This window comes from Diaphorobacter sp. JS3051 (assembly GCF_015832135.1).
GTDB lineage: Bacteria > Pseudomonadota > Gammaproteobacteria > Burkholderiales > Burkholderiaceae_C > Diaphorobacter > Diaphorobacter nitroreducens.
This window is the reverse complement of sequence record NZ_CP065406.1, coordinates 2,722,764-2,744,780: the sequence shown is the minus strand read 5'-3', so window position 1 is coordinate 2,744,780 and position 22,017 is coordinate 2,722,764. Positions and strand designations below refer to the sequence as shown.

General features: G+C 69.6%; 20 protein-coding genes and 1 pseudogene. 14 read left to right on the top strand and 7 right to left on the bottom strand.

Features of this window, described 5'->3' with window-relative positions; translation table 11 throughout:
* Positions 1–36 precede the first annotated feature (36 nt).
* Together I3K84_RS13175 and I3K84_RS13170 are read left to right on the top strand one after the other, a co-directional pair.
* Positions 37–474: an OsmC family protein gene (locus tag I3K84_RS13175; RefSeq protein ID WP_135148357.1), complete on the top strand. Its 438-nt coding sequence runs from the start codon at positions 37–39 to the stop codon at positions 472–474.
* Positions 471–1,250, top strand: a complete 780-nt coding sequence (locus tag I3K84_RS13170) for a DUF72 domain-containing protein (protein WP_196994713.1) — start codon at positions 471–473, stop codon at positions 1,248–1,250. Before I3K84_RS13175 ends, I3K84_RS13170 begins: the two co-directional genes overlap by 4 nt.
* An 87-nt stretch (positions 1,251–1,337) precedes the next feature.
* Here the strand turns inward: I3K84_RS13170 and I3K84_RS13165 are convergent, their stop codons facing one another.
* Complete coding sequence (locus I3K84_RS13165) at positions 1,338–1,631, bottom strand: acylphosphatase (RefSeq protein WP_196994712.1); 294 nt, start codon at positions 1,629–1,631, stop codon at positions 1,338–1,340.
* Between the two features lie 40 nt (positions 1,632–1,671).
* On the opposite strand from I3K84_RS13165, the gene I3K84_RS13160 reads away from it, so the two are divergent.
* The 3 genes from I3K84_RS13160 (at position 1,672) to I3K84_RS13150 (ending at position 5,334) form a co-directional block, all read left to right on the top strand.
* Positions 1,672–1,905: an ATP-binding protein gene (locus I3K84_RS13160; protein ID WP_011807228.1), complete on the top strand. Its 234-nt coding sequence runs from the start codon at positions 1,672–1,674 to the stop codon at positions 1,903–1,905.
* A 61-nt stretch (positions 1,906–1,966) separates the two neighbouring features.
* Positions 1,967–3,562: a gamma-glutamyltransferase family protein gene (locus I3K84_RS13155; RefSeq protein ID WP_196994711.1), complete on the top strand. Its 1,596-nt coding sequence runs from the start codon at positions 1,967–1,969 to the stop codon at positions 3,560–3,562.
* A 353-nt stretch (positions 3,563–3,915) separates the two neighbouring features.
* Positions 3,916–5,334, top strand: coding sequence for a homoserine dehydrogenase (locus I3K84_RS13150; protein ID WP_196994710.1), 1,419 nt, complete (start codon positions 3,916–3,918; stop codon positions 5,332–5,334).
* 52 nt (positions 5,335–5,386) lie between these two features.
* On the opposite strand, the gene I3K84_RS13145 is transcribed toward I3K84_RS13150, so the two are convergent.
* Both I3K84_RS13145 and I3K84_RS13140 read right to left on the bottom strand, forming a co-directional pair.
* Positions 5,387–5,695: a hypothetical protein gene (locus I3K84_RS13145; RefSeq protein ID WP_172204933.1), complete on the bottom strand. Its 309-nt coding sequence runs from the start codon at positions 5,693–5,695 to the stop codon at positions 5,387–5,389.
* Between the two features lie 246 nt (positions 5,696–5,941).
* Positions 5,942–6,943 carry an IS1595-like element ISCsp2 family transposase gene (locus I3K84_RS13140; RefSeq protein WP_011805635.1) on the bottom strand — a complete coding sequence of 334 codons (1,002 nt, stop codon included), beginning with the start codon at positions 6,941–6,943 and terminating at the stop codon, positions 5,942–5,944.
* Positions 6,944–7,040: 97 nt separating this feature from the next.
* On the opposite strand from I3K84_RS13140, the gene dinG reads away from it, so the two are divergent.
* The 4 genes from dinG to I3K84_RS13120 all read left to right on the top strand — a co-directional run bounded on the left by dinG (position 7,041) and on the right by I3K84_RS13120 (position 11,144).
* The gene (dinG, locus tag I3K84_RS13135; protein ID WP_196994709.1) at positions 7,041–9,245 is read left to right on the top strand and encodes an ATP-dependent DNA helicase DinG; all 2,205 of its coding nucleotides are present in this window, start codon (positions 7,041–7,043) and stop codon (positions 9,243–9,245) included.
* A 184-nt stretch (positions 9,246–9,429) separates the two neighbouring features.
* Entirely contained in the window at positions 9,430–9,627 is a 198-nt protein-coding gene (locus I3K84_RS13130) for a hypothetical protein (RefSeq protein WP_011807233.1), read from the top strand.
* A gap of 146 nt (positions 9,628–9,773) precedes the next feature.
* Positions 9,774–10,430, top strand: a complete 657-nt coding sequence (locus I3K84_RS13125) for a PolC-type DNA polymerase III (RefSeq protein ID WP_172204939.1) — start codon at positions 9,774–9,776, stop codon at positions 10,428–10,430.
* A 207-nt stretch (positions 10,431–10,637) separates the two neighbouring features.
* Positions 10,638–11,144 (top strand): pyridoxamine 5'-phosphate oxidase family protein, encoded by a 507-nt coding sequence (locus tag I3K84_RS13120; protein ID WP_011807235.1) that lies wholly within the window; start codon positions 10,638–10,640, stop codon positions 11,142–11,144.
* A 295-nt stretch (positions 11,145–11,439) separates the two neighbouring features.
* Here the strand turns inward: I3K84_RS13120 and I3K84_RS13115 are convergent, their stop codons facing one another.
* Complete coding sequence (locus tag I3K84_RS13115) at positions 11,440–12,768, bottom strand: aminotransferase class I/II-fold pyridoxal phosphate-dependent enzyme (RefSeq protein WP_196994708.1); 1,329 nt, start codon at positions 12,766–12,768, stop codon at positions 11,440–11,442.
* A gap of 217 nt (positions 12,769–12,985) precedes the next feature.
* Between I3K84_RS13115 and I3K84_RS13110 the strand changes: the two genes are divergently transcribed.
* From I3K84_RS13110 to I3K84_RS13100, 3 genes and pseudogenes are all read left to right on the top strand, one after another.
* Positions 12,986–13,468 (top strand): C40 family peptidase, encoded by a 483-nt coding sequence (locus I3K84_RS13110; RefSeq protein WP_196994707.1) that lies wholly within the window; start codon positions 12,986–12,988, stop codon positions 13,466–13,468.
* 127 nt (positions 13,469–13,595) lie between these two features.
* Positions 13,596–14,696, top strand: coding sequence for a 3-deoxy-7-phosphoheptulonate synthase (locus tag I3K84_RS13105; RefSeq protein ID WP_196994706.1), 1,101 nt, complete (start codon positions 13,596–13,598; stop codon positions 14,694–14,696).
* A 219-nt stretch (positions 14,697–14,915) separates the two neighbouring features.
* A pseudogene (locus tag I3K84_RS13100) lies at positions 14,916–16,931 on the top strand (putative bifunctional diguanylate cyclase/phosphodiesterase); the annotation flags it as partial.
* A 57-nt stretch (positions 16,932–16,988) separates the two neighbouring features.
* On the opposite strand, the gene I3K84_RS13095 reads toward I3K84_RS13100, so the two are convergent.
* Positions 16,989–17,792 carry an IclR family transcriptional regulator gene (locus I3K84_RS13095; RefSeq protein WP_196994705.1) on the bottom strand — a complete coding sequence of 268 codons (804 nt, stop codon included), beginning with the start codon at positions 17,790–17,792 and terminating at the stop codon, positions 16,989–16,991.
* Between the two features lie 242 nt (positions 17,793–18,034).
* Here I3K84_RS13095 and I3K84_RS13090 point away from each other — a divergent pair, with 242 nt between their 5' ends.
* On the top strand, positions 18,035–19,006 hold the full coding sequence (locus I3K84_RS13090) for a tripartite tricarboxylate transporter substrate-binding protein (RefSeq protein ID WP_196994704.1): 972 nt from the start codon (positions 18,035–18,037) through the stop codon (positions 19,004–19,006).
* A 338-nt stretch (positions 19,007–19,344) separates the two neighbouring features.
* On the opposite strand, the gene I3K84_RS13085 is transcribed toward I3K84_RS13090, so the two are convergent.
* A complete protein-coding gene (locus I3K84_RS13085) occupies positions 19,345–19,950 on the bottom strand; it encodes an acyloxyacyl hydrolase (protein ID WP_172204951.1) in 606 nt (201 codons plus the stop codon).
* 140 nt (positions 19,951–20,090) lie between these two features.
* Positions 20,091–20,720, bottom strand: coding sequence for a Spy/CpxP family protein refolding chaperone (locus tag I3K84_RS13080; RefSeq protein ID WP_011803479.1), 630 nt, complete (start codon positions 20,718–20,720; stop codon positions 20,091–20,093).
* Between the two features lie 312 nt (positions 20,721–21,032).
* Here I3K84_RS13080 and I3K84_RS13075 point away from each other — a divergent pair, with 312 nt between their 5' ends.
* Entirely contained in the window at positions 21,033–22,010 is a 978-nt protein-coding gene (locus tag I3K84_RS13075) for a recombination-associated protein RdgC (protein ID WP_011803480.1), read from the top strand.
* Positions 22,011–22,017: the final 7 nt, after the last annotated feature.

Here is a 22,017-nt window from a genome sequence, read left to right as displayed (position 1 = left end):
GTGTCATGAGCGTCTTTGCACACTGTGGAGGTTCCCATGTCCGAGAAGAAGGCCAGCGTTCACTGGGAAGGCGGCGGCAAGGCCGGCCAGGGCCAGATCAGCACCGAGACCGAAGCGCTGCAGAAGTACCCCTATGGCTTTGCCAGCCGCTTTGGCGACGACCGCAAGGGCACCAATCCCGAGGAAATCCTGGGCGCGGCGCATGCCGCCTGCTTCACGATGGCCTTCTCGTTCGCGGCGGACAAGGCCGGCTTCGTCACCGAGCGCGTCGACACCACGGCCAGCGTGCGTCTGACCCAGCAGGGCGAGGGTTTTCTCATCGACCGCATCGCGCTCACGCTGAAGGCCAAGGTGCCGGGTATGGACGAGGCCACCTTCCAGAAGCTGGCCGCCGACGCCAAGGCCAACTGCCCCTTGTCCAAGGCACTGGCCGCGGTGCCGGAGATCACGCTCAGCGCCACGCTGGTGCAGTGAGCGGCGCTGCCGTGGACAGCGCCACCGGCCGCCCGCACATCCGCGTCGGCATCGGCGGCTGGACCTTCGCGCCCTGGCGCGGCAGTTTCTACCCGCCGGGCCTGGCGCAGGCCAAGGAACTGCATTACGCCAGCCGCCAGCTCACGGCCATCGAGGTCAACGGCACGTTCTACAGCACCTTCCGGCCCGCCACCTTCGCCAAGTGGCACGACGAAACGCCCGACGGCTTCATGTTCTCGCTCAAGGCCCACCGGCTGGTGACGCACCGCCGGGTGCTGGCCACGGCGGGTGATGCGATCGCGCGCTTCGTGGGCAGCGGCATTGCGCAGTTGCAGGGCAAGCTCGGCCCCATCGTCTGGCAGTTCATGCCCAGCAAGCGGTTCGAGGAAGCGGACTTCGAGGCCTTCCTGGCGCTGCTGCCGCGCGAAGTGGATGGGCGCCGCCTGCGCCATGCGCTGGACGTGCGGCACGAGAGCTTTGCCACGCCGGCCTTCATCGCCCTGGCACGCCGCTACGGCTGCGTGCCGGTGTGCACGGACTCCGAGAAATTCCCCGCGATGGCCGACGCCGAGGCCGACTTTGCCTACCTTCGGCTGATGCGCAGCCAGGCCGGTATTCCCACCGGCTACACGCCCGAGGCCATCGCGCAATGGGCCGCCGGTGTGCGCGCCTGGACCGGCGGCGAGCGGCCGCGCGACGTATTCGTGTACTTCATCAACGGCGCCAAGGAGCGGGCACCGGCCGGCGCGCTGGAATTGCTGCGGCAGCTCGCCTGACGCCCAGTCGGGAACGGCCGCCGCCGGCAAGCTCCTGTTTTCATAGCTGCTAGCGCTTGCTGGATAAGCGCTAGAGGCCGATTTGGCTTAAACCGTCTGGCGCTGCTCAAACCCTTGGGCGTCGCAGGCGGGCGCCTCTCCCACCTCCACACGCTCCACCCGCGCGGCGGGCGGACCCTCGTGGGCCCAGTCGATCAGCGCCTGCACGGCCGGCGCGGCGCCGCTGGCCAGCGCTTCCACGGTGCCGTCCTGGCGGTTGCGCACCCAGCCCTGCACGCCCAGGCGGCGCGCGGCTTCGGTCATGGACTTGCGGTAGTACACGCCCTGCACCAGGCCGTGGATGCGCAGGTGGCGGGTGATGGAAGCAGCGGATTCAGCCATAAGCCCCGCACTGTAGCGCCCGCCGTGGCATGCTGCGCCGATGACCGCCCCGCGCAAGGCCCTGCCCGCGATCGACCCGCAGCGCTGCACCGGCTGCGGCTGGTGCGTGGGCGTGTGCCCGCCGCATGTGCTGTCGCTGCAGGTGCAGGGACCGGAGCGCTTCGGCCCCAAACGCTCGGTGCTGCATGACGCGCCGGGTTGCACCGGCTGCGCGCTGTGTGCGCTGCGCTGCCCGTTCGATGCGATCCGCATGGTGCGCAATTCCACGCAGTAGGGCGGCGCCTTCACGGCGGCACAATCGACCCGGCATTCCTTCCCCTTCCAGATCGGCTTCCATGACTTGGCAACTCCCCTACCCCTCCGGCCGCCAACCCGTGCTGGCGCGCAACGTGGTCTCCACCTCCCAGCCGCTGGCCGCGCAGGCCGGCGCGGCGGCGTTTGCGCGCGGCGGCAATGCGATCGACGCGGCCCTGGCCGCGGCCATCACGCTCACGGTGGTGGAGCCGGTGATGAACGGGATTGGCGGCGACGCCTTCGCGCTGGTGTGGGACGGCGCCGCGCTGCACGGGCTGAACGCCTCGGGCCGCGCGCCGCGCGCCTGGTCGGCCGAGCTCTTTGCCCACCTGCCGCAAATGCCGCGCATCGGCTGGGACACGGTGACCACGCCCGGCGGCGTGGCGGGCTGGGTGGCACTGTCCGAGCGCTTTGGCGCCCTGCCCTTCGAAGACCTGTTCAACGACGCCATCCGCCACGCGCGCGACGGCTTTCCCGTCAGCCCGGTGATCGCGCGCCAGTGGGCGCAGGCGGCCATCGACCTCAAGGGCCAGCCGGGCTTCGAGGCCTTCACGCCCGGCGGACGCGCGCCGCAGGCGGGCGAGATCTGGCGCTTTGCCGACCAGGCGGACACGCTGGCGGACATCGCCCGCACGCGCGGCGCGTCGTTCTACCGCGGCCGGCTGGCGCAGGCCATGGCCGACTACGCGCGCCAGCACGGCGCCGGCCTGGCGCTGGAGGACCTGGCCGCGCACGCCGTGGAATGGGTGCAGCCCATCAGCGTGCCCTTTGGCGACCGCACGGTGCATGAGATCCCGCCCAACGGCCAGGGCATCGCCGCGCTGATGGCGCTGGGCCTGCTGGAGCATCTGCCCTACCGCAGCACCGCAGCGGGCTCGGCCGCGCGCATGCACCTGGAGATCGAGGCCATGCGCGTGGCCTTTGCCGACCTGTACGCCCACGTGGCCGACCCGGCCCACATGCGCCTCACCCCCGCGCAGCTGCTGGACCCGGCCTACCTGCGCCAGCGCGCCGCACTCATCGACCCGCAGCGCGCCGGCCAGTACCCCGCCGGCCAGCCCGGCAGCGGCGGCACGGTGTACCTGTGCACAGCCGACAGCGAGGGGCGCATGGTGTCGTTCATCCAGTCCAACTTCAAGGGCTTCGGCTCGGGCGTGGTGGTGCCGGGCACGGGCATCGCGCTGCACAACCGCGGCATGGGCTTCGTCACCACGCCGGGCCACCCCAACCAGGTGGCGGGCGGCAAGCGGCCCATGCACAGCATCATCCCGGCCTTCGTCACGCGCGGCGGCCAGCCCCACATGGCCTTTGGCGTGATGGGCGGCAACATGCAGGCCCAGGGCCATGTGCAGATGGTGCTGCGCGAGGCCGTGGAGGGCCTGAACCCCCAGGCCTGCTCCGACGCGCCGCGCTGGCGCATCAACGACGCGGGCGCGCTGACGCTGGAGCACACCGTGCCCGCCGCCGTGGTCGACGGCCTGCGCGCCCTGGGCCACGACCCGCAGGTGGCCGCGCCCGGCAGCCTGGAATTCGGCAGCGCACAGATCATCCGCCGGCTGGAGGCCACGCCCGGCACCGGCTTCGCCTACGCCGCGGGCTCCGACCACCGGCGCGACGGCCAGGCCGTGGGCTGCTGATTCCCATCCCGAGGCATTCAAACCAAAACCGTCTCTAGCGCTTATCCATCAAGCGCTAGAAGCTATCAAATCAAGAGCAAATCACGCCGCACCGTCACCTGCGCTACACTGCACGCATGCTGTTCACACTGCTTTGCTCTGACCCACGCACCCCCGCCACCGGCGCGGCGCGGGCCTGCGCATCGGGCGTGAACGCACGAATGATTACCACCATGACCACCGCGGCGACCTAGCGCACGCGCAGGGTGGCCGCACCGGCGGCCCCCTGGTGTCTTCTTCCCCCTCCGAACGAAACCCAGCCCCGGTCGCTGGGTTTTTTTGTGGGCTTTTGCAGCCCGTGTTTGGAGAAAGACATGTTCGTAGAACCCCAGCTCAGCCCCTCACCCGAGGTGCACGCCAGTGCGCGCCGCGCCCCGGCCCCGCCCCCTGCCCTGCGCGTGGGCATGATCGGCACCGGCACCGTGGGCAGCGGCGTGTGGCGGGTGCTGCGGCGCAACCAGGACCTCATCAACGCACGCGCCGGGCGCGCCATCGAGATCGTCGCGGTCGCCGCGCGCAACACCGCGCGTGCCGCTGCGGCGCTGGACGGCGCGCCCGGCGTGCGCCTGCTGGCCGACCCGCTGCAACTGGCCGCCGACCCCGGTGTGGACGTGGTGCTGGAGCTGGCCGGCGGCACCGGCGCCGCACGCGACTGGGTGCAGGCCGCGCTGGTGCATGGCAAGCATGTGGTGACCGCCAACAAGGCCCTGCTGGCCACGCACGGCGAGGCGCTGGCGCAGACTGCCGCGCGCCACGGCCGGGTGCTGGCCTATGAAGCGGCCGTGGCCGGCAGCGTACCCGTGATCAAGGCGCTGCGCGAAGGGCTGGCGGCCAACCGCATCACCGCGCTGGCAGGCGTGCTCAACGGCACCAGCAACTACATCCTCACGCGCATGCAGGCGGCGGGCCTCGGCTTTGCCGCCGCGCTCACCGAAGCCCAGGCACTGGGCTATGCCGAGGCCGATCCGGCCTTCGACGTGGACGGCACCGACGCCGCGCACAAGCTGGCGCTGCTGGCCGCCAACGCGTTCGGCATGCCGGTGCGGCTGGACGCCGTGCATGTCGAGGGCATCCGCGACCTGCAGCGGGGCGACGTGGCCGCCGCCGCGCATCTGGGCTACGCCGTCAAGCTGCTGGCCGTGGCCGAGCAGCAGGAGTGCGAGGGCCGCGTGGCCATCCAGCTGCGCGTGCACCCGGCCCTGGTGCCCGCGCGGCACCCGCTGGCGCTGCTGGACGGCGCGACCAACGGGCTGCTGGTGCACGGCGACGCGGCCGGCAGCGCCTTTTTCAGCGGCGCGGGCGCCGGCAGCGAGCCCACGGCGAGCGCCGTGCTGGCGGACCTGATCGACCTGGCGCGCCTGCCGGCCGTTTCTTCCCCGGCACCCACGGGCCCTGGCGTGCCCACACTGGGCACCCACCGCCGCGCGGGCAACGCCCCCGCCGTACTGCCGATGGCCCCAGTGAAGACGCCGCACCTGCTGCGCCTGCTGCCCGGTGCGGCCCTGTGCGAAACGGCAGTGCTACGGGCGCTGGCGCGCGATGGCGTCAGGGTGCGGCGCCGCACGTGGGCGGCACCCGTCACCCCGGGCGGAGCGCCCGAGTTGCTGCTGCTCACCGCGCCGACGCCCGATGCGCTGGCCGCACAGGCCACGGCGCATTTGCAGGCGTACACGGGTGCGCAGGTGCGGCGGCTGCGCGTGGAGCTGTGCAGCGCTCCCACGGATGAACAATAAAAACAGGTTCTAGCGCTTTACCATCAAGCGCTGACAGCTACGTTTTTAATAGCTATTTCGAGTCCTTGAGCTTGCGATAGGTGCGGTCGGCGGGCGGCCCACGGTCGGTGTCTTGCAGGCCGCGTTCCATGTCGCGGTGGGCTTGCTCGACCTCGGGATGGCGCTCGCCGCCGGTCATGGTGACGGACTGGTCCCGCTCGTGCGGCAGCTTGGGCGCGGCGGGGGTGCCGGCGGCGCGTTCCTGCTGGGGCGGGGTCTGCAGGTCCACGCCCTGTTCGTGGACATCGGTGTGCTCGCCCGGCGACGGCGGCGCGGCGCCCGGGGCATTGGAAGGGGACGGGGTATCGCGATGGGATGGCATGGGGAACCTCTCGTTTGCCTGCAAGGCAGATCGCCCCATGCTAGGCAGACCCCGCCCGGTTCCGCGTAGGCCGGGAGCGGACGACGGCATCAGCGTTGGGCGCACGGGCGACCACGCATCACCTGGGGGGCACGGCCAGGGGTGTATAGCCGGCCCTGAGCAGTGCCCAACCCGCTTCGGCTAACATGCCTGGATGCATTTAAGGGGTATCTATTTAGCTCCAGCAGCCCCATTGATACTGTGATTTCATCCAGCAATGGTATCCGATTGGCTCTCCCCGGTGTTCTTGCTCACGACATCCCCATACGTCACTGGCGGCGTAACCACCGCTTGCTGCAGCAAGCGGTAAAACAGCATCCCGCGTGAGCTGGATGTGCGCCGGTTGAAACGGAACACGAATTCATCGAGATAGGCGTCCAGGTGGTCTGGCTGTACAGAGCCATGATGTGTTCCCAGCACCCAGCGCTGTACCAGTGAGGCGACCCGGTGCACTCCCGCCATGGAGACATGGGCAGGTACGCCTGAGCCGAGCATGACGGTGCGCTGGTGGGTGTAACCCAGTTCTCCCAGAGCGCGGTATGCCGCCGAACCATCCGTGCGTACCTGGGCTCCAGGCTCGACCACCTCCTGCACAAAGGGGATTACGTGGGTGGCGGCGTCTCGGTCAATGCGGCGTAACCGGATGCGCCCAAACCCCTTGGGCTCCACGATCTCCACCGCCATGACCATCAACACTTTGGTGGTGCTGCTCTTGCGCCCTGCAGGGGTGGCGGGATTCTTGCGATCCGTGATGGACAGGTACGTTTCATCCACCTCCACAAGCCCCTTGAGCTTGTCCCGGCCCGGGCGGACCATGGCACGTCGAAACCGGTGCAGCATGGTCCAGGCGGTCTGGTAGCTCCCCAAACCCAATACGCGCTGCAGCCCCAGGGCGCTCACGCCTTGTTTCTGATTGGTCAGGTACCAAGCTGCAGCCAGCCAGACACGCAGCGGTGTGCGCGTCTTGTCAAAGATGGTTCCAGATGTCACTGTGCCTTGGTACTGGCATGAGCGGCACATCAGGCGGGTGCGGCTGGCGCGGTACACATCGCCAGCGTTGCCGCAACGCGGGCAGACGAAGCCTTGGGGCCACCGAAGCTTCTCCAGGAACGCCTGGCAAGCCTCTTCGGTGGCAAACCAGTCAAGAAATTCGTTCCAGGTGCGGGGGTAGTCCCCTCCAGGAGTTGGCGTTAGCATCTGGGTTTCCATCCAGCTATTCTCACGTCACTGGAGCTAAATAGATACCCCTTATGCATTTACAGTGGCACGCCCCGCAAAGCCGGCCCCGCGCCTGATCTCCCCTTCCATGTCTTCCACAGAGTGGGCCGCCCAGGCCCTGCAATCGTTCGAGGCGGTGGTCCAATCCACGGCCGGCTTTCGCGTGCGCGAGGGCCAGCGGCGCATGGCCGAGCAGGTGGCCCAGACCTTCAGCCAGGCGCAGCTGGGCAAGCTGGAGGACGACGATGCCCTGCCCCAGCGCGCGATTGCCGTGGTGCAGGCCGGCACGGGCGTGGGCAAGTCGCTGGCCTACAGCGTGCCCGCGATCGCGATGGCGCTGGCGCGCGGCACGCGGGTGCTGATCTCCACCGCCACCGTGGCGCTGCAGGAGCAACTGGTGCACAAGGATCTGCCGGCCCTGGCCGCGCGCATGGAGCAACCCTTCCAGTTCGCGCTGGCCAAGGGACGCGGGCGCTATGTGTGCAAGCTCAAGCTGGAGCGCCTGGCCGGCGGCGGCGCGGCCGGCCCGGGCGGTGACGGCGACCTGCCCGACGGCGACCTGCCCGACGACGACCTGTTCGCCGACGAGGAGGCCGAGCGGCGCGGCAAGCGCCCGCGCCACGAGTCCGAGGCGCGCATGAAGTTCTACGCCAGCATGGCCGACGCGCTGGCGACCAGCGAATGGGACGGCGACCGCGACACGCTCGCTACGCCGCCCGAGCCCGAGGCCTGGAGTCCCGTGGCGGCCGAGGCCAGTTCCTGCACCGGCAAGCACTGCCCGGTGTTCAACCAGTGCACCTACTACGAGCGGCGCAAGCAGCTCGTGGCCGCGCAGGTCATCGTGGCCAACCACGACCTGCTGCTGTCGTCCCTGGGCGCGCGTCTGCTGCCCGAGCTGGACAACTGCCTGCTGGTGATCGACGAGGCCCACCACCTGCCCGCCACCGCGCTCGACCAGTTCGCCTGCGAGGCCGACCTCTCGCGCCTGACCTGGATCGACCGCCTGGCCAGCCGCGCGCTGCGCATCGGCCAGCTGGTGGAGGTCGAGGAAATTGCCGACATTCCCAACCACGCCGCGCGCCTGCGCGCCGCGCTGCAGGATGCCGCGCGCCTGGTGATGGACGTGTATGGCGAGCAACTGCGTGCGCCCGTGCCGGGGCGCCGCCAGTTCGCATCCAGCCTGCCCACGCGCGCCCGCGTGGCCGGCGGTGTGCTGCCCGAAGCGTTGGTGGAGCCCTTCAGCCAGGCCGCGCACCACGCCGAGGGCTTCCTGAACGCCCTGCGCGCCATTTCCAAGGCCCTGCGCAGCGAAATGCGCGACAAGCCCGATGAGGCGCGGCGCCTGTCGCAGCTGTATGCGCAGATCGGCGTGCTGGCGCCGCGGCTGGAGGCCGTGCACGCGGGCGCCCAGTTGCTGCTGCAGGACGCGCCCGAGGGCGCGGTGCCGGCCGCCAAGTGGTTCACGCTGGAGGTCGAGGGCGACTTCATCGTCGTGCGCGCGCATGCCAGCCCCGTGCTGCCGGGCAATACGTTGCGCAACCACCTGTGGTCCGCCGTGCGCGGCGCGGTGCTGACCTCGGCCACACTCACCAGTTGCGGGCAGTTCGACTTCTTCCTGCGCGAGTCGGGCCTGTTCGGCGACGAAGCCGTGACCACGCTGGCCGTGCCCAGCCCGTTCGACTACGCGCTGCAGGGCACGCTGGTGGCCACCGAGACCCGCGCCGAGCCGCGCGATGCGCAGGCCTTCACCGCCGAGATGGTGGACGCGCTGCTGTCCGACCTGGCCCTGGTCGAGGCTGGCGCGCTGGTGCTGTTCACCTCGCGCGAGCAGATGCGCCAGGCCGTGGACATGCTGCCCACCGCCATGCGCAGCGCCGTGCTGGTGCAGAACACCCTGCCCCGCCCACAGCTGCTGGCCCGCCACCGCGAGCGCGTGGCCGAAGGCCAGCCCTCCATCATCTTCGGCATGCAATCCTTCGGCGAGGGGCTGGACCTGCCCGGCAGGCTGTGCGAATCGCTCTTCATCACCAAGCTGCCCTTCGCCCCGCCCGACGACCCCGTGGGCGAGGCCCGCGCCGAATGGCTGCGCGGCGCCGGTCGCGACCCGTTCAGCGAACTGGTGGTGCCGGCCACCGCCATCCGCCTGGCGCAGTGGGTGGGCCGGGCCATCCGCACCGAGGAAGACCGCGCGCACGTGTATTGCTACGACAAGCGCCTGGTGCGCACCGGCTACGGCCAGCGGCTGCTGCAGGGCTTGCCGCCGTTCACGCTGGCGCGCCGGGCCGCAGGGTGACCGATTGCTCCTATTGGTATAGCTGGTGGCGCTTGCTGGATAAGCGCTGGAGCCCGATTGGACCATTAACCCCTTCCCGCATCGCCTGTCGGGCCGCGTCCCACAGGCGGGCAGGCCCATCGCCGACGCCCGCGCTCTGCCGTGCTGCCTAGAGTGGACTGGACCGATCTCTGAAAGGCCCGCCATGAAGCGCACCAACGACAACTCTGGCGCCACCGACAAGGTGGCCAACGACCACAACCAGCAGGGGCACCAGCCCCCCACGGCCCTGAACCAGGCGCGTCGCACGCCCGACAGCCGCAGCGACCGCACGGACCAGGTGGGCAGCGGCAACCAGGCGCAGTCGCGCCGCGGCAGCAAGAACCAAGGCGGCGCGGGCTGAGCCCGGCCTTCAGGGGCCTGCTTGGCCCGACACCCCCACTTTTGGGGGCGGCGGCGCTTCGTGCGTGGCGGCTACGATTACGCACCGGTGCCGGTGGCCCGTGCCTATCGCACGGGGTGCGCGGGGCCGGTTTCCTGCCGTCCCGCATGCCGTCCGCCCCCATCGCCGTCATCGATTTCGAAACCACCGGCATGATGCCTGCCCAGGGTGCACGCGCCACCGAGGTGGCCATCGTGCTCATGGAAGGCGACCGCGTGGTGGACCGCTACCAGAGCCTGATGCGCACGGGCGTGCGGATCCCGCCCTTCATCACGCAGCTCACCGGCATCACGAATGCCATGGTGGAGGCCGCCCCCGATGCCGCCGCAGTCATGCGCGAGGCCGCGCGCTTCGTGGGCGACGCGCCCATGGTGGCCCACAACGCGGCATTCGACCGCAAGTTCTGGCAGGCCGAATTGCAGTACGCCGGGCTCGCCGCGCCCCATCCGTTCGCCTGCACCGTGCTGCTGTCGCGCCGCGTGTACCCCGATGCGCCCAGCCACAGCCTGGGCCGCCTCACAGACCACCTCGGCCTGCCGCGCGCCGGCCGCGCCCACCGCGCGCTGGCCGATGCGGAAATGGCCGCTGCGCTGCTGGCCTGCATGCAGAGCGACCTGTGCCAGCGCTTCGGCCTGGCCTGGCCGGACCACGCGCTGCTGATGCAGTTGCAGCGCTGCGCACGCCCTGCCATCGGCAAGCTGCTGCAGCACCACCGCCAGGCCGCGCCAGCCGAACAGCCGCCAACGGCGTTGCAAATGGGGTAGCTGCCCCGCCCTTGTTGCGGGCGCTACAGGGCATTTTTCATCCTTCTCCCACTCATACCGCGCGTCGGATTGCGCGCACATCCAGGCGTGACCGGGGCCGACGCCGCGCACCCCGAGCGCACCCTACAGTGCGTTGCATGCCCGTCCCGGCGCGTGCGTGACGCACCGCGCCGTTGCGTCCTACCTACATCCCACGGAGGTTCTCCCATGTCCATGCCCGACGATTCCCCCCACGCCACGCTGTGGAACCGCATCAAGGACATCCGCTTTGCCATGCTCGCCCACCGCGCAGCCGACGGCCGGCTGCATGCCCACCCGCTGACCACGCTCAACAAGGACATCGATGCGCAGTCCCAGCTGTTCTTCTTCATCCCGCGCGGCAGCGAGTTGCACAGCCGCCTGCAGGCCGACAGCCAGGTGCATTTGAGCTACGCCGACCCGGGCGAAGACTGCTACGTGTCGCTGTCGGGCACGGCCGGTTTCATCGAGGACCCCGCGCGCAAGGAAGCATTGTGGACGCCGCTGGCCAAGGCCTGGTTCCCCGACGGTCCCACAGACCCCAACTTGGTGCTGCTGGCCGTCCGCATCGAGCATGCGGAATACTGGGACGTGAAGGACAGCAAGCTCTCCCAGCTCTACCAACTGGCCACCGCCGCGTTGACCGGCGAGCAGCCCAAGCCGCTGGGCGAGCACCGCGAGCTGTCGCTGGATTGACGGCGCGCCCAACCCGCGCGGGGGCAGTTTGCGCGAGGAGCGTCTGTCTTGCCAGCGCGCGTTGCTGGAGCGGAGAGCGGGCGCCGCAAGCCGCGGCGTGCCCCGACACAGGTAGCCCTTAACCCTTAGCTCGTCGCCCGCAAAGAGGCCAACCACAGACCACGTGGCGGCAGTTCCAAGGACCGCCTCCCTCCGCAAGAAGCGAGATTTCAAGAAGCGGACGTTGACAATATTCCCCCCCACGGGCGGCGTGCAGCACGGGAGCGCTGCCGTATTCGCGGCGCGCTCGCGTTCGTTAAAACACCGCCCGGACCGCAGGCCGCAGCGCCCCTGCCAGGTCGCGCGCCAGCCGGCCCATATCGCGCACGCCCACGGCGCCCAGGCTGATGCGCACACCCGGCCCGCTGTGCAGCCGCAGCGGCGCGCCCACCTGCACCGCCCAGCCCGCGGCCGCCAGGGCCTGCACCGCCGCGGCTTCGTCGGACACGGGAACCCAGGCGTGCAGGCCCTCGCCTTCCAGCCAGGGCGCCGCCACCCCGTGGCCGCGCAGCGCGTCCGCCAGCGCCGCGCGGCGGGCCGCGTACTGGGCCGCGGCATGGCGCCATGAGCCCCGCGCACGTCCCTGCGCCGCCTGCCGCCACAACTGCGCCACCAGCCCCTGCAACCAGTGGCTGACCCAGCGCGGCCCCAGCGCCTGGTGTGCGCACATGCCCTGCACCAGCGCCGGCGTGCCCGCGGCCAGGGCCACGCGGCAGTCTGCGCCCAACGCCTTGCTCACACTCAGCACATGCAGCCACAGCGGCGGCAGGGCCCCGGCCATCGCCAGGGGGGCGTGGCTCAGCAGGCCCCAATGGTCATCCAGGATCAGCAGCGTGTGCGGATGGGCCCGCAATTGGCGGCGCAGCGCCTTCCACCGGGCCGCACCCAGGGCCACGCCCGTGGGGTTGTGCGCGCGCGGCGTAACCACCACGGCGCAGCACTGCGCCAACACGCCCGCTGCCGGCACGCACAGCCCCTGCGCGTCCACGGCCAGAGGTACGGGCTGCAGGCGCAGGCTGTGCAGCAGCGCCAGCAGCGGTGGCCAGCCCGGGTCTTCCACCGCCACGCGGTCGCCGGGGCGCGCATGCTGGCGCAGGGCGCGCTCGATCGCATCCAGCGCACCCGAGAAGACCCCCACGGCATCGCCAGGCAGGCCCTGGCTCTCCAGCCAGGGGCGCGCCTGCGACAGCAGCGCCTCCGCAACCGCTTGCGGCGCATGCGGCACCGCTGCCGGCTGCCCCAGCGCAGCGGCCCAGGCCGCGCCGCGGGGACGCGGCAGCAGCGCAGGATCGGGCTGGCCGCTGGCCAGGTCGCGCAGGCCCTCGGGCGGAGCGAACGAAGGGGCAGGGCGGGGCGGCTCGCCCGCTACGCGGGTGCCGCGGCGCCCCGCAGTGACCACGCGGCCCGCGCTGCGCAACCGCGCATAGGCGGCGGCGACGGTGTTGGGATTCACCCCCAGTTCTGCGGCCAGATGGCGCACCGAGGGCAGGGCGGCGCCGCTTGGCAGAGCGCCGCGGCGCATGGCATATTCAAGGCTTGCCGCAATGTCTTTGGCATTGCTTCCTTCTACAGACAACGATGGCATGCACACATTGTATTGTTTGTACTAGTACAAATTTTTGTACTGCACGGCTCAGTCGCTGCAATCGCGCCCCACACCCTTCGCGCATGCACCCACGGCGAGGCGCCCCGAGAAAAGTGCAAAAAATGACCCCAAAAAACGTTGCAAAAGTAGGAGAAAGCGCGTTCGGGCGCGGGGTGTTGGCTGCGCCATCGCGCCGCGGCTGCTACGCTTGACCCCCATGCGCGCCTTTGCCCTTCCCGTCCTGACGCTCGCGGCCAGCCTGCTGGTGGCGGGCTGCGGCACCACGCCGCCCACGTCTGCCTCGCGCAACGCCGCCTATTCCCGCCTGTCGCCCGAGCAGTCGAGCGACATCGCCATCCATGCCCTGGGACTGGTGGGCACGCCCTACCGCTACGGCGGCAATACGCCCGACAGCGGCTTTGACTGCAGCGGCCTCATCGGCTACGTGTACACCAGCCGCGCGGGCGTGGCCCCGCCGCGCACGGTGGCCCAGTTGAGCGGCTTCGGCCAGTCCATCGACGCGGACGAGCTGCGCACGGGCGACCTGGTGGTGTTCGGCCGCGGCCGGCCCACGCATGCCGGCATTTACGTGGGGGAGGGGCGCTTCGTACATGCGCCGTCCAGCGGCGGCACTGTGCGCCTGGACCACCTGAAGTCGCGCTACTGGTCGCAACAGTTCGCGAGCTTCCGGCGCCCCTGAACTTCCACGGCGCCACTTGCGGCGGCCACAGGCGGTGTTACCTTCCTTCACCGCCACCTGCCGCCGGGGCAGGGCGGCGGACTCCCAGGACAGGCGCTCACGCGGGTAGCGCGACAATCGGGGCACCATGACCCTGACCGAACGCCTCGCATCCCCGCTCACCACCCACGACACCACGCGCATCGACGACCTGCGCATCAAAGCCGTGCGCCCGCTCATCACGCCCGCGCTGCTGCAGGAATGGCAGCCCGCGCCCGAGGCGGCGCAGACGCTGGTGGAAAGCAGCCGCGTGGCCATCTCGCGCGTGCTGCACGGGCAGGACGACCGCCTCATCGTCGTGGTGGGGCCGTGCTCCATCCACGACCATGACCAGGCCATGGAGTACGCGCGCCTGTTGAAGGAGCAGGCGGATGCGCTGGCGCAGGACCTGCTCATCGTGATGCGCGTGTACTTCGAGAAGCCCCGCACCACCGTGGGCTGGAAGGGCTACATCAACGACCCGCACCTGGACGGCAGCTTCGCCATCAACGAAGGCCTGGAGCGCGCCCGCGCATTGCTGCTGGACGTGCTGGCGCTGGGCCTGCCCGTGGGCACGGAATTCCTGGACCTGCTGTCGCCGCAGTTCATCAGCGACCTGGTGAGCTGGGGCGCCATCGGCGCGCGCACCACCGAAAGCCAGAGCCACCGGCAACTGGCCAGCGGCCTGTCCTGCCCCGTGGGCTTCAAGAACGGCACGGATGGCGGCGTGAAGGTGGCGGCCGACGCCATCCAGGCCGCGCAGGCACCGCATGCCTTCATGGGTATGACCAAGATGGGGCAGGCGGCGATCTTCGAGACGCGCGGCAACCACGACTGCCATGTGATCCTGCGCGGCGGCAAGGCCCCGAACTACGGCGCGGCCGACGTGCAGGCCGCCTGCGCGATGCTGGAGAAGGCCGGCCAGCGCCCGCAGGTGATGATCGACCTGTCGCATGCCAACAGCAGCAAGCAGCACCGCCGCCAGATCGACGTGGCACAGGACGTGGCCCAGCAGATCGCCGCGGGCGATGCACGCATCACCGGCGTGATGATCGAGAGCCACCTGCAGGAGGGCCGCCAGGACATCGTGGACGGCCAGCCGCTCACACCCGGCGTGTCGGTCACCGACGCTTGCATCAGCTTCGCACAGACCGTGCCGGTACTGCAGCAGCTGGCTGCGGCCGTGCGCGAACGCCGCACGCGCGGCTGACACGCTCCGGCGCCGTCGCGGCCGAAAAGAAGGAGGGCGCCCATGTACCATCAGTCACATCCGCCCGCCTTTCGGGCCAGAAGCGTCCGCCATGTTCTTCCGACACCCCGCCGCGCCACCGCCGAGCCCCTTGGCCGGTGCCAGCCTGGGCGGCTCCTGACGCGCGCCATGGCCCAGGCCGCCTCTCGTTCCTTCCCGCTGCGCCATCCCGGCCGCGCGTCGCACGTGGTCGATGGCGTGGCCCAGCCCAATGCCGAGTACGTACTGGAAGGCACGCCGAGCGAGCGGCTGCTGACCCAGCGCTCGCTGGTCATCCGCGACCGTGCGCGCGAGCGGTTCCCGCGGGCTCCGGTGCTCGCGCGCACGGGCGCGCGCAGCTACGTGGGCCAGCAGCTCACGGCCAGCGACGGCACGCCCATCGGCATGATCTTCGTGGTGTTCCGCCAGGCGCTGGAGCGCAGCCGGTTCGTCAGCAACACGCTGCAGATCTTCGCCGCGCGCGCGGCCGCGGAACTGCAGCGCCAGACGGACGACCAGCGCATCCGCCAGCAGGCATCGCTGCTGGACAAGGCGCGCGACGCCATCATCGTGCGCGACCTGGAGCACCGCATCACGTTCTGGAACGAGGGCGCAGAGCGCATGTACGGCTGGTCGCGCGAGGAGGTCCTCGGCCGCTCCATCGCCACGCTGCTGTACCAGAACCCGGAGGACTTCCTGCGCGCCACCCAGCAGGTGATGCAGCACGGCGTGTGGAGCGGCGAGATCCTGCAGTGCGACCGCGCGGGCCGCACCCTCGAAGCCGAGGGCCGCTGGACGCTGGTGCGCAACGACCGTGGCGAGCCCGAGTCGGTCCTCGCGATCAACGCCGACATCGGCACGCGCAAGCACCAGGAGCGCGAGATCCAGCGCCTGGCCTTCTTCGACCCGCTCACCCACCTGCCCAACCGCGTGCAGCTGCTGGACCGCGTGGACCAGGCCCTGGCCAAGGCGCAGCGCCTGGAGCAGGGCGGGGCGCTGCTGTTCATCGACCTGGACAACTTCAAGACCCTCAACGACACGCTGGGCCATGACCAGGGGGACGAGCTGCTGCAGATCGTGGCGCAGCGGCTGAACACCTGCGTGCGCAGCGCAGACACGGTGGCGCGCCTGGGCGGCGACGAATTCGTGGTGCTGGTGGAGCAGCTCAGCGCGCACAGCGACTCGCTGGCGGAGCAGGCGGGCGCCGTGGGCGAGAAGATCCTCGCCGTGCTCAGCGCCCCCTATGCGCTCACCGGGTACCAGTACCGCAGCACGCCCAGCATCGGCATTGCGCTGTTCAACCACGCGCCCACCACGGTGGGCGAACTGCTCAAGCAGGCCGACCTGGCGATGTACCAGGCCAAGACCGCGGGACGCAACACGCTGCGCTTTTTCAACCCGAGCATGCAGCATGCCGTGGCCGAGCGTGCCTCGCTCGAGGCGGACCTGCGCAACGCGCTGGCGCAGAAAGAGTTTCTGCTGCACTACCAGCCGCAGATCAATGCGCGGGGCGCGATCGTGGGCGTGGAGGCGTTGCTGCGCTGGGCGCACCCGCGGCGCGGCATGGTGTCGCCCGGGCAGTTCATTCCGCTGGCCGAGGAGACCGGCCTGGTGCTGCCGCTGGGGCACTGGGTGCTGCACACGGCGTGCTCGGTGCTGGCCGATTGGCAGCGGGTGCCGGCGCTGGCGCCGCTGACCATGGCAGTGAACGTGAGCTCGCGCCAGTTCCGCGATGCGGGTTTCGTGGACGACGTGGCGGGCGTGCTGGCCGCCACCGGCGCGCCGGCCTCCCAGCTCAAGCTGGAGCTGACCGAGAGCCTGCTGGTGGAAGACTTGGCCGCCACCATTGCCACCATGGCGGCGCTGCGCGCGCTGGGCGTGGGCTTTTCGCTGGACGACTTCGGCACCGGCTACTCGTCACTGGCCTACCTCAAGCGCATGCCGCTCGGGCAGCTCAAGATCGACCAGAGCTTCGTGCGCGACCTGCTCACGGACCCCAACGACGCGGCCATCGTGCGCACCATCATCGGCCTGGCCGCCAGCCTGGGCCTGGAGGTGATCGCCGAGGGCGTGGAGACCAGCGCGCAGCGCGACTGGCTGGCGCACGCCGGCTGCGCGGTGTACCAGGGTTACTTTTTCAGCCGGCCGCTGCCGCTGGACCTGCTGGAGCAATTGCTGCACGACCACATCGCCGCAGCCCGCACGCCGCCTCTTTAAGCCCAATTGGCCTGTAACGCTTGTCCAGCAAGCGCTGACAGCTATCTAATCGATAGCTTACGCTTCCTCGCTGCGCACGAACGGCTCCAGCCCCTTGACCATGCGCGCGAACTGCGGGCCGATCTCCTGCTCCAGCAGCGCGCGCGGGAACTTGCTGGCCGAGCCGCCTGCGTTGAAGCTGATCACGCGGCCGTCGGGCTGGCGGATGGCGGCGCCCACGCCCGCGATGTCTGTCTGCCAGTCGCGCACCACCACCGTGAAGCCGCGCGCCCGCCAGTGGGCACACCCGGTCTCGATGGCCTGGCGCAATTGCGGCCAGCGCTCGCCTTCGGCCTGGCGGATATCGGCCAGCAGCCGCTCGCGCTCGCGCGGCTCCATCACGGCCAGCAAGGCGTGGCCCATGGCCGTCTCCGCCACCGGAAGGCGCGCGCCGAGGTCCAGTCCCAGCGACAGCGGCGTGCCCGAGCGGCAGTTTTCCACGTACAGCACCGACAGCCCGTTGCGGATGCCCAGCGACACCGAGATGTCGTAGCGGTCCGCGAAGTCCTGCATGTAGGGCCGTGCAATGCGCCGCAGCCGCAGGTTGGACACCATGGTGATGCCCAGTGCCGCCAGGCTGTCGCCCAGCGCGTACTTGCCGCTGTCGCGCGAATGGCGCAGGTAGCCCAGCACGCACAGCGTGTAGGCCAGGCGCACCACCGTTGGCTTGGGCAGGCCGGTGCGCGCGGCGATCTCGGCATTGGTGAGCCATTTTTCGTCCACCTGGAAGCACGCCAGCACGTCCAGCCCCCGGGCCAGCGCGGTCACGAATCGCCGGCTGTCCGCGCCTTCGTCGAAGTCGATGTTCCGTGTGCGCGCCATTCCCACTCTCCAGGTAAATTTCTCTTAGCGGAATTATTTCATCGCAACTTTTCTGCACCGACTCATGGATTTCCCTAGCGAGAAGGGTTTTTCATCAGGGGGATACTGAAATCACGCCACTTCTCCCGTGCCTCCATGAATTTCGCACAGAGAAACCACGCTACCTGAAGGCCTCCACAGCACACGGCCTGCACAGCGGGTTGATCGCAGCGCCGGAGGCCATAGACCCAAGGACTCCCTCCATGACCCATGCTTTGCTCAACCGCTGCACCCTGTCCCTGCTGCTGGCCGCCGGCTGCGTGGCCGGCCCCGCGCTGGCGCAACCCGAGCGCTTTCCCAGCCGCCCGATCAAGGTGCTGATCGGCTTCACCGCCGGCGGCTCGACCGATGTGCCGTTCCGCGTGCTGGCGGAGAACGCCTCCAAGATCCTGGGCCAGCCCGTGATCATCGAGAACAAGCCCGGCGCCGGCGGCGTGCTGCCCGCGCAGATGATGCAGAGCACCCCGGCCGACGGCTACACGCTCGCACAGGTGCCGCTGCCGGTGTTCCGCCTGCCCTACACGCAGAAGATCAACTGGAACCCGGCCACCGACCTGCAATACGTGATCGGCCTGGCGGGCTACGCCTTCGGCCTGGTGGTGCCCGCGGACTCGCCCATCAAGTCCATGCAGGACTACATCGCCTACGCCAAGAACAACCCCGGCAAGCTGAACTACGGCACGCCCGGTGCGCTGACCACGTTGCACCTGACGATGGAGAACATCGCCCTGCAGGCCGGCGTGACGCTGAACCACATTCCCTACAAGGGCAACTCCGAGTCGCTGCAGGCCGTGCTGGGCGGGCATGTGATGTCGATTGCCGACACGCCCGGCTGGGCGCCGTACGTGGAGCAGGGCAAGCTGCGCGTGCTGTCGGTCTGGGGGGACAAGCGCTCGGCCCGCTTCCCCAACGTGCCCACGCTCAAGGAAGTGGGCATCAACCTGGTGCAGACCTCGCCGTTCGGCCTGGTGGTGCCCAAGGGCACAGACCCGAAGATCACCCAGGTGCTGCACGACGCCTTCAAGAAGGCCATGGAGATGCCCAACTACAAGGAGTCCCTGGCGAAGTTCGACATGGACACCTACTACATGGACAGCGCCACCTACAAGCAGTACGCGCTGGACACCATGAAGACCGAAAAGGTCATCATCGAAAAGCTTGGCTTGGCCAAATAACCCGGCTTGCAGGAAAAATGGCTGCTGGCGCTTGATGGGCAAGCGCTGGCAGCTATCAATAATGAAGCACACCGGCCGACGGCCTGACCCACGCGGCCATCGCTCCGGTTATTCATGAATGTGTCTATTACTTCATAGTGGTAGTAGTAGAGCCCGCGCCATTTTGTGGACAAGCCGCTTTTTCTGAATGGCGGCGCGTACTTGCGCTACTGCAAAGTCTGTGTCCCGGCACCGGGTCAAGTCCGGCCTGAAATGGGTACAACTGCGCCGGTGGGACGGGTGCTGTGGACAAGGCGCAGATGACCAGCGCCGCATCCCCAGGCTTGTCCACAGTCCGCTCAGAAGTGCAACGCGTAGCGCAGTTGCAGGAAGTTCTCCCCGGGGTTCGGGCTCTTGATGCTGGCGTTGGACAAGTGCTGCACGCTCAGCATCAGCTCATGCTGGCGCTGTGCGCCGAAATTGCGCCCCAGGCCCAGGTGCGAGGCAAAGTTGAAGCGGGTGCTGAACTCATGGTCCTGCACGCGGTAGCGGTGGCTGGCCACGGTGGCACCGATGCCGGCCTCCCAGAACCAGGGGGAACGGCCCTCGTCGGGGCGCAGGCGCAGCGTGGGCGCCACGCCCACCACCACCGCGCTGTTGTGCCCGCCGATGCCGTCAAAGGACCAGCGGCTGAGTGAAACATCCCAATGGCCGCGCAGCTCGCCGCCCCACAGCGGGCGGCGCCAGGTGCCCCAGGGCAGGGTGGCGCCGATGGTGATGGCATCCGTCTGGCGCCGCGCCCATTCGCCCTGCACGTAGACCGAAGGGGCGTAGGCCCGGTCCTCTGACGGCTGCGCCAGGGCCGGTGGGGCCGTGAGGCACGCGGCGGCGGCCGCGAGAAAAGGCACCGGGGAGAGAAGGGCGGTGCGCCGGAAAAAGGCGCTGCGGCGGGCGATGGTAGGCATGGTTGCGAGGTGTTGTTGTTACCTGAATATATAACTATATAACCCCTGCAGCCCCCCACTGCCCAGCCGCCCTGTAGGCCGGAGCCGCAGCCCGCAGCCCGCGGCCGGCGCAGCGGATGCGCACCCGGCCCTGGGCCGGCTTACTGCGGCGTCAGCGGCGCGCCGGGAGCAGCGCCTGCGCCCGGGCCAGGGCCTTGGTGGCGCATGCCGCGACCGTCACCGCGGAAGTCGCCCCGCGCACCGTCCTTGCCCCAGCGCTTGCCCATGGGGTGGTCGCCGCCCCAGTGGCGGTACATGCGCTTGCCTTCGGCGTCGAAGGTCTTTTGCTGCGCCGGCGTCAGCGTGCCATAGAAGGCCTTGACGGCGTCGCCGCGGCGGTCCATCTCGGCCGCGCGCTGGGAGCGCAACGCGCGCATGCGGTCGATGCGCTCGGGCGTGGTGAGCTGGTCCATGCCTTGCCAATCCAGCCGCGCCTTGCGTGCGTCGGCGTCGGGCTTCATGGACTGCAGAAAGCTGTTCCATGCGGGCTCCTGCTCGGGCGTGAGCTGCAGCTTGCGCTTGAACGCCTCGGCGCGCTGGGCCATGTACTGCTCGCGCTGCTCGGGCGTCAGGGCGCGCTGGCGCGGACGCTGCTGCGCCTGGGATGCGCCTTGCTCGGTGGCGGCTGGGCCGGGGCCGGGTTGCGCCAGGGTGGGCACAGCCATGCCGGCGAGCACAGCGGCCGCCACGGCGGTGGCGGCCAGGCGCTGGGTGATCTTGAAACGGGCCATGGTGTTTCCTTTCTTGCTTCACACAGGAAGTGATGGGCGCCTGGTGGTCCACCCGAATGGGGGACACTGCACCCTGCGCTTGCAAAGCAGTGTGCGCCGCGTGTGTAACGCGCCCGTGAGCGAATTCTGCGCCTGTGTAAAGTTCGGCTATTCACCCGGCATGCGCCACCATGCCGGCTACAGTCGTTTTATGCAAAAAGTGCCTCCAGCGCTTATCCAATAAGCGCTGACAGCTATCAAATCAGGACCATTCACCGCCCCGCCCGTCGTGCAGCCCTGGCGCGGGGCCGGCATTTCAAAAGGAATCTCCCCGTGTTCAAGAACATGATCGTGTACCGCATTGCCCCCGAATGGCAGGTGGAGCTGACCCAGCTGGAGGAAGCGCTGGCCAAGGCGCCCTTCCAGGAGTGCGGCGCCACGCAGGAAAAGTCCAGCGGCTGGGTGCCCCCGCGCGGCGAGGCCCACGGGCTGCTGGCCGAGAGCGTGGGCGGCCACTGGATGCTGCGCTTCCAATGGGAAGCCAAGATGCTCCCGGCCACCGTGTTGGCGCGCAAGGTGAAGGAAAAGGCCGCGCAGATCGAGCAGCAGACCGGCCGCAAGCCCGGCAAGAAGGAAACCAAGGAGCTCAAGGAAGAGGCCAAGCTGGACCTGCTGCCCATGGCCTTCACCAAGCAGGGCGGCACCTGGGTATGGATCGACCCACAGGCGCACTTGCTGGTGCTGGACACGGGCGCCCAAGGCCGTGCCGACGAGGTGGTGAGCCTGCTGGTGGAGCACCTGCCCGGCCTGTCGCTGGCGCTGCTGGACACGCAGACCAGCCCCCAGGCGGCGATGGCGCTGTGGCTCAAGGAGCAGGAGCCGCCGGCGGGCTTTTCCATCGACCGCGAGTGCGAGCTGAAGGCGCCCGACGAGACCAAGGCCGTGGTTCGCTACGCCCGCCACCCGCTGGACATCGAGGAAGTGCAGGGCCACATCGAGGCGGGCAAGCTGCCCACTAAGCTCGCCATGAGCTGGGACGACCGCGTGAGCTTCGTGCTGACCGAGGGGCTGCAGCTCAAGAAGGTGGCGTTCCTGGACACGGTGTTCGAGGGCCAGACGCAGGACGATGGCGGCTTCGATGCCGACGTGGCGATCGCCACGGGCGAGCTGTCGCAGCTGATTCCCGACCTGATCGCGGCGCTGGGCGGCGAGGGGCGCACGAGCCTGGGTGGCGCTGCTGCCGCCCCCGCACCAACCGCCGGGGCCTTGCATGCCGCGGCCAGCGGCCCCGACGACGACGCGCCGTTCTGACGAAAAA

Excerpts from the sequence above, each read along its gene's own strand:
- I3K84_RS13175 (WP_135148357.1), top strand. The coding sequence starts at position 37 with ATGTCCGAGAAGAAGGCCAGCGTTCACTGGGAAGGCGGCGGCAAGGCC.
- I3K84_RS13165 (WP_196994712.1), bottom strand. The coding sequence starts at position 1,631 with ATGGCTGAATCCGCTGCTTCCATCACCCGCCACCTGCGCATCCACGGC.
- I3K84_RS13160 (WP_011807228.1), top strand. The coding sequence starts at position 1,672 with ATGACCGCCCCGCGCAAGGCCCTGCCCGCGATCGACCCGCAGCGCTGC.
- I3K84_RS13155 (WP_196994711.1), top strand. The coding sequence starts at position 1,967 with ATGACTTGGCAACTCCCCTACCCCTCCGGCCGCCAACCCGTGCTGGCG.
- I3K84_RS13150 (WP_196994710.1), top strand. The coding sequence starts at position 3,916 with ATGTTCGTAGAACCCCAGCTCAGCCCCTCACCCGAGGTGCACGCCAGT.
- I3K84_RS13145 (WP_172204933.1), bottom strand. The coding sequence starts at position 5,695 with ATGCCATCCCATCGCGATACCCCGTCCCCTTCCAATGCCCCGGGCGCC.
- I3K84_RS13140 (WP_011805635.1), bottom strand. The coding sequence starts at position 6,943 with ATGGAAACCCAGATGCTAACGCCAACTCCTGGAGGGGACTACCCCCGC.
- dinG (WP_196994709.1), top strand. The coding sequence starts at position 7,041 with ATGTCTTCCACAGAGTGGGCCGCCCAGGCCCTGCAATCGTTCGAGGCG.
- I3K84_RS13130 (WP_011807233.1), top strand. The coding sequence starts at position 9,430 with ATGAAGCGCACCAACGACAACTCTGGCGCCACCGACAAGGTGGCCAAC.
- I3K84_RS13125 (WP_172204939.1), top strand. The coding sequence starts at position 9,774 with ATGCCGTCCGCCCCCATCGCCGTCATCGATTTCGAAACCACCGGCATG.
- I3K84_RS13120 (WP_011807235.1), top strand. The coding sequence starts at position 10,638 with ATGTCCATGCCCGACGATTCCCCCCACGCCACGCTGTGGAACCGCATC.
- I3K84_RS13115 (WP_196994708.1), bottom strand. The coding sequence starts at position 12,768 with ATGCCATCGTTGTCTGTAGAAGGAAGCAATGCCAAAGACATTGCGGCA.
- I3K84_RS13110 (WP_196994707.1), top strand. The coding sequence starts at position 12,986 with ATGCGCGCCTTTGCCCTTCCCGTCCTGACGCTCGCGGCCAGCCTGCTG.
- I3K84_RS13105 (WP_196994706.1), top strand. The coding sequence starts at position 13,596 with ATGACCCTGACCGAACGCCTCGCATCCCCGCTCACCACCCACGACACC.
- I3K84_RS13095 (WP_196994705.1), bottom strand. The coding sequence starts at position 17,792 with ATGGCGCGCACACGGAACATCGACTTCGACGAAGGCGCGGACAGCCGG.
- I3K84_RS13090 (WP_196994704.1), top strand. The coding sequence starts at position 18,035 with ATGACCCATGCTTTGCTCAACCGCTGCACCCTGTCCCTGCTGCTGGCC.
- I3K84_RS13085 (WP_172204951.1), bottom strand. The coding sequence starts at position 19,950 with ATGCCTACCATCGCCCGCCGCAGCGCCTTTTTCCGGCGCACCGCCCTT.
- I3K84_RS13080 (WP_011803479.1), bottom strand. The coding sequence starts at position 20,720 with ATGGCCCGTTTCAAGATCACCCAGCGCCTGGCCGCCACCGCCGTGGCG.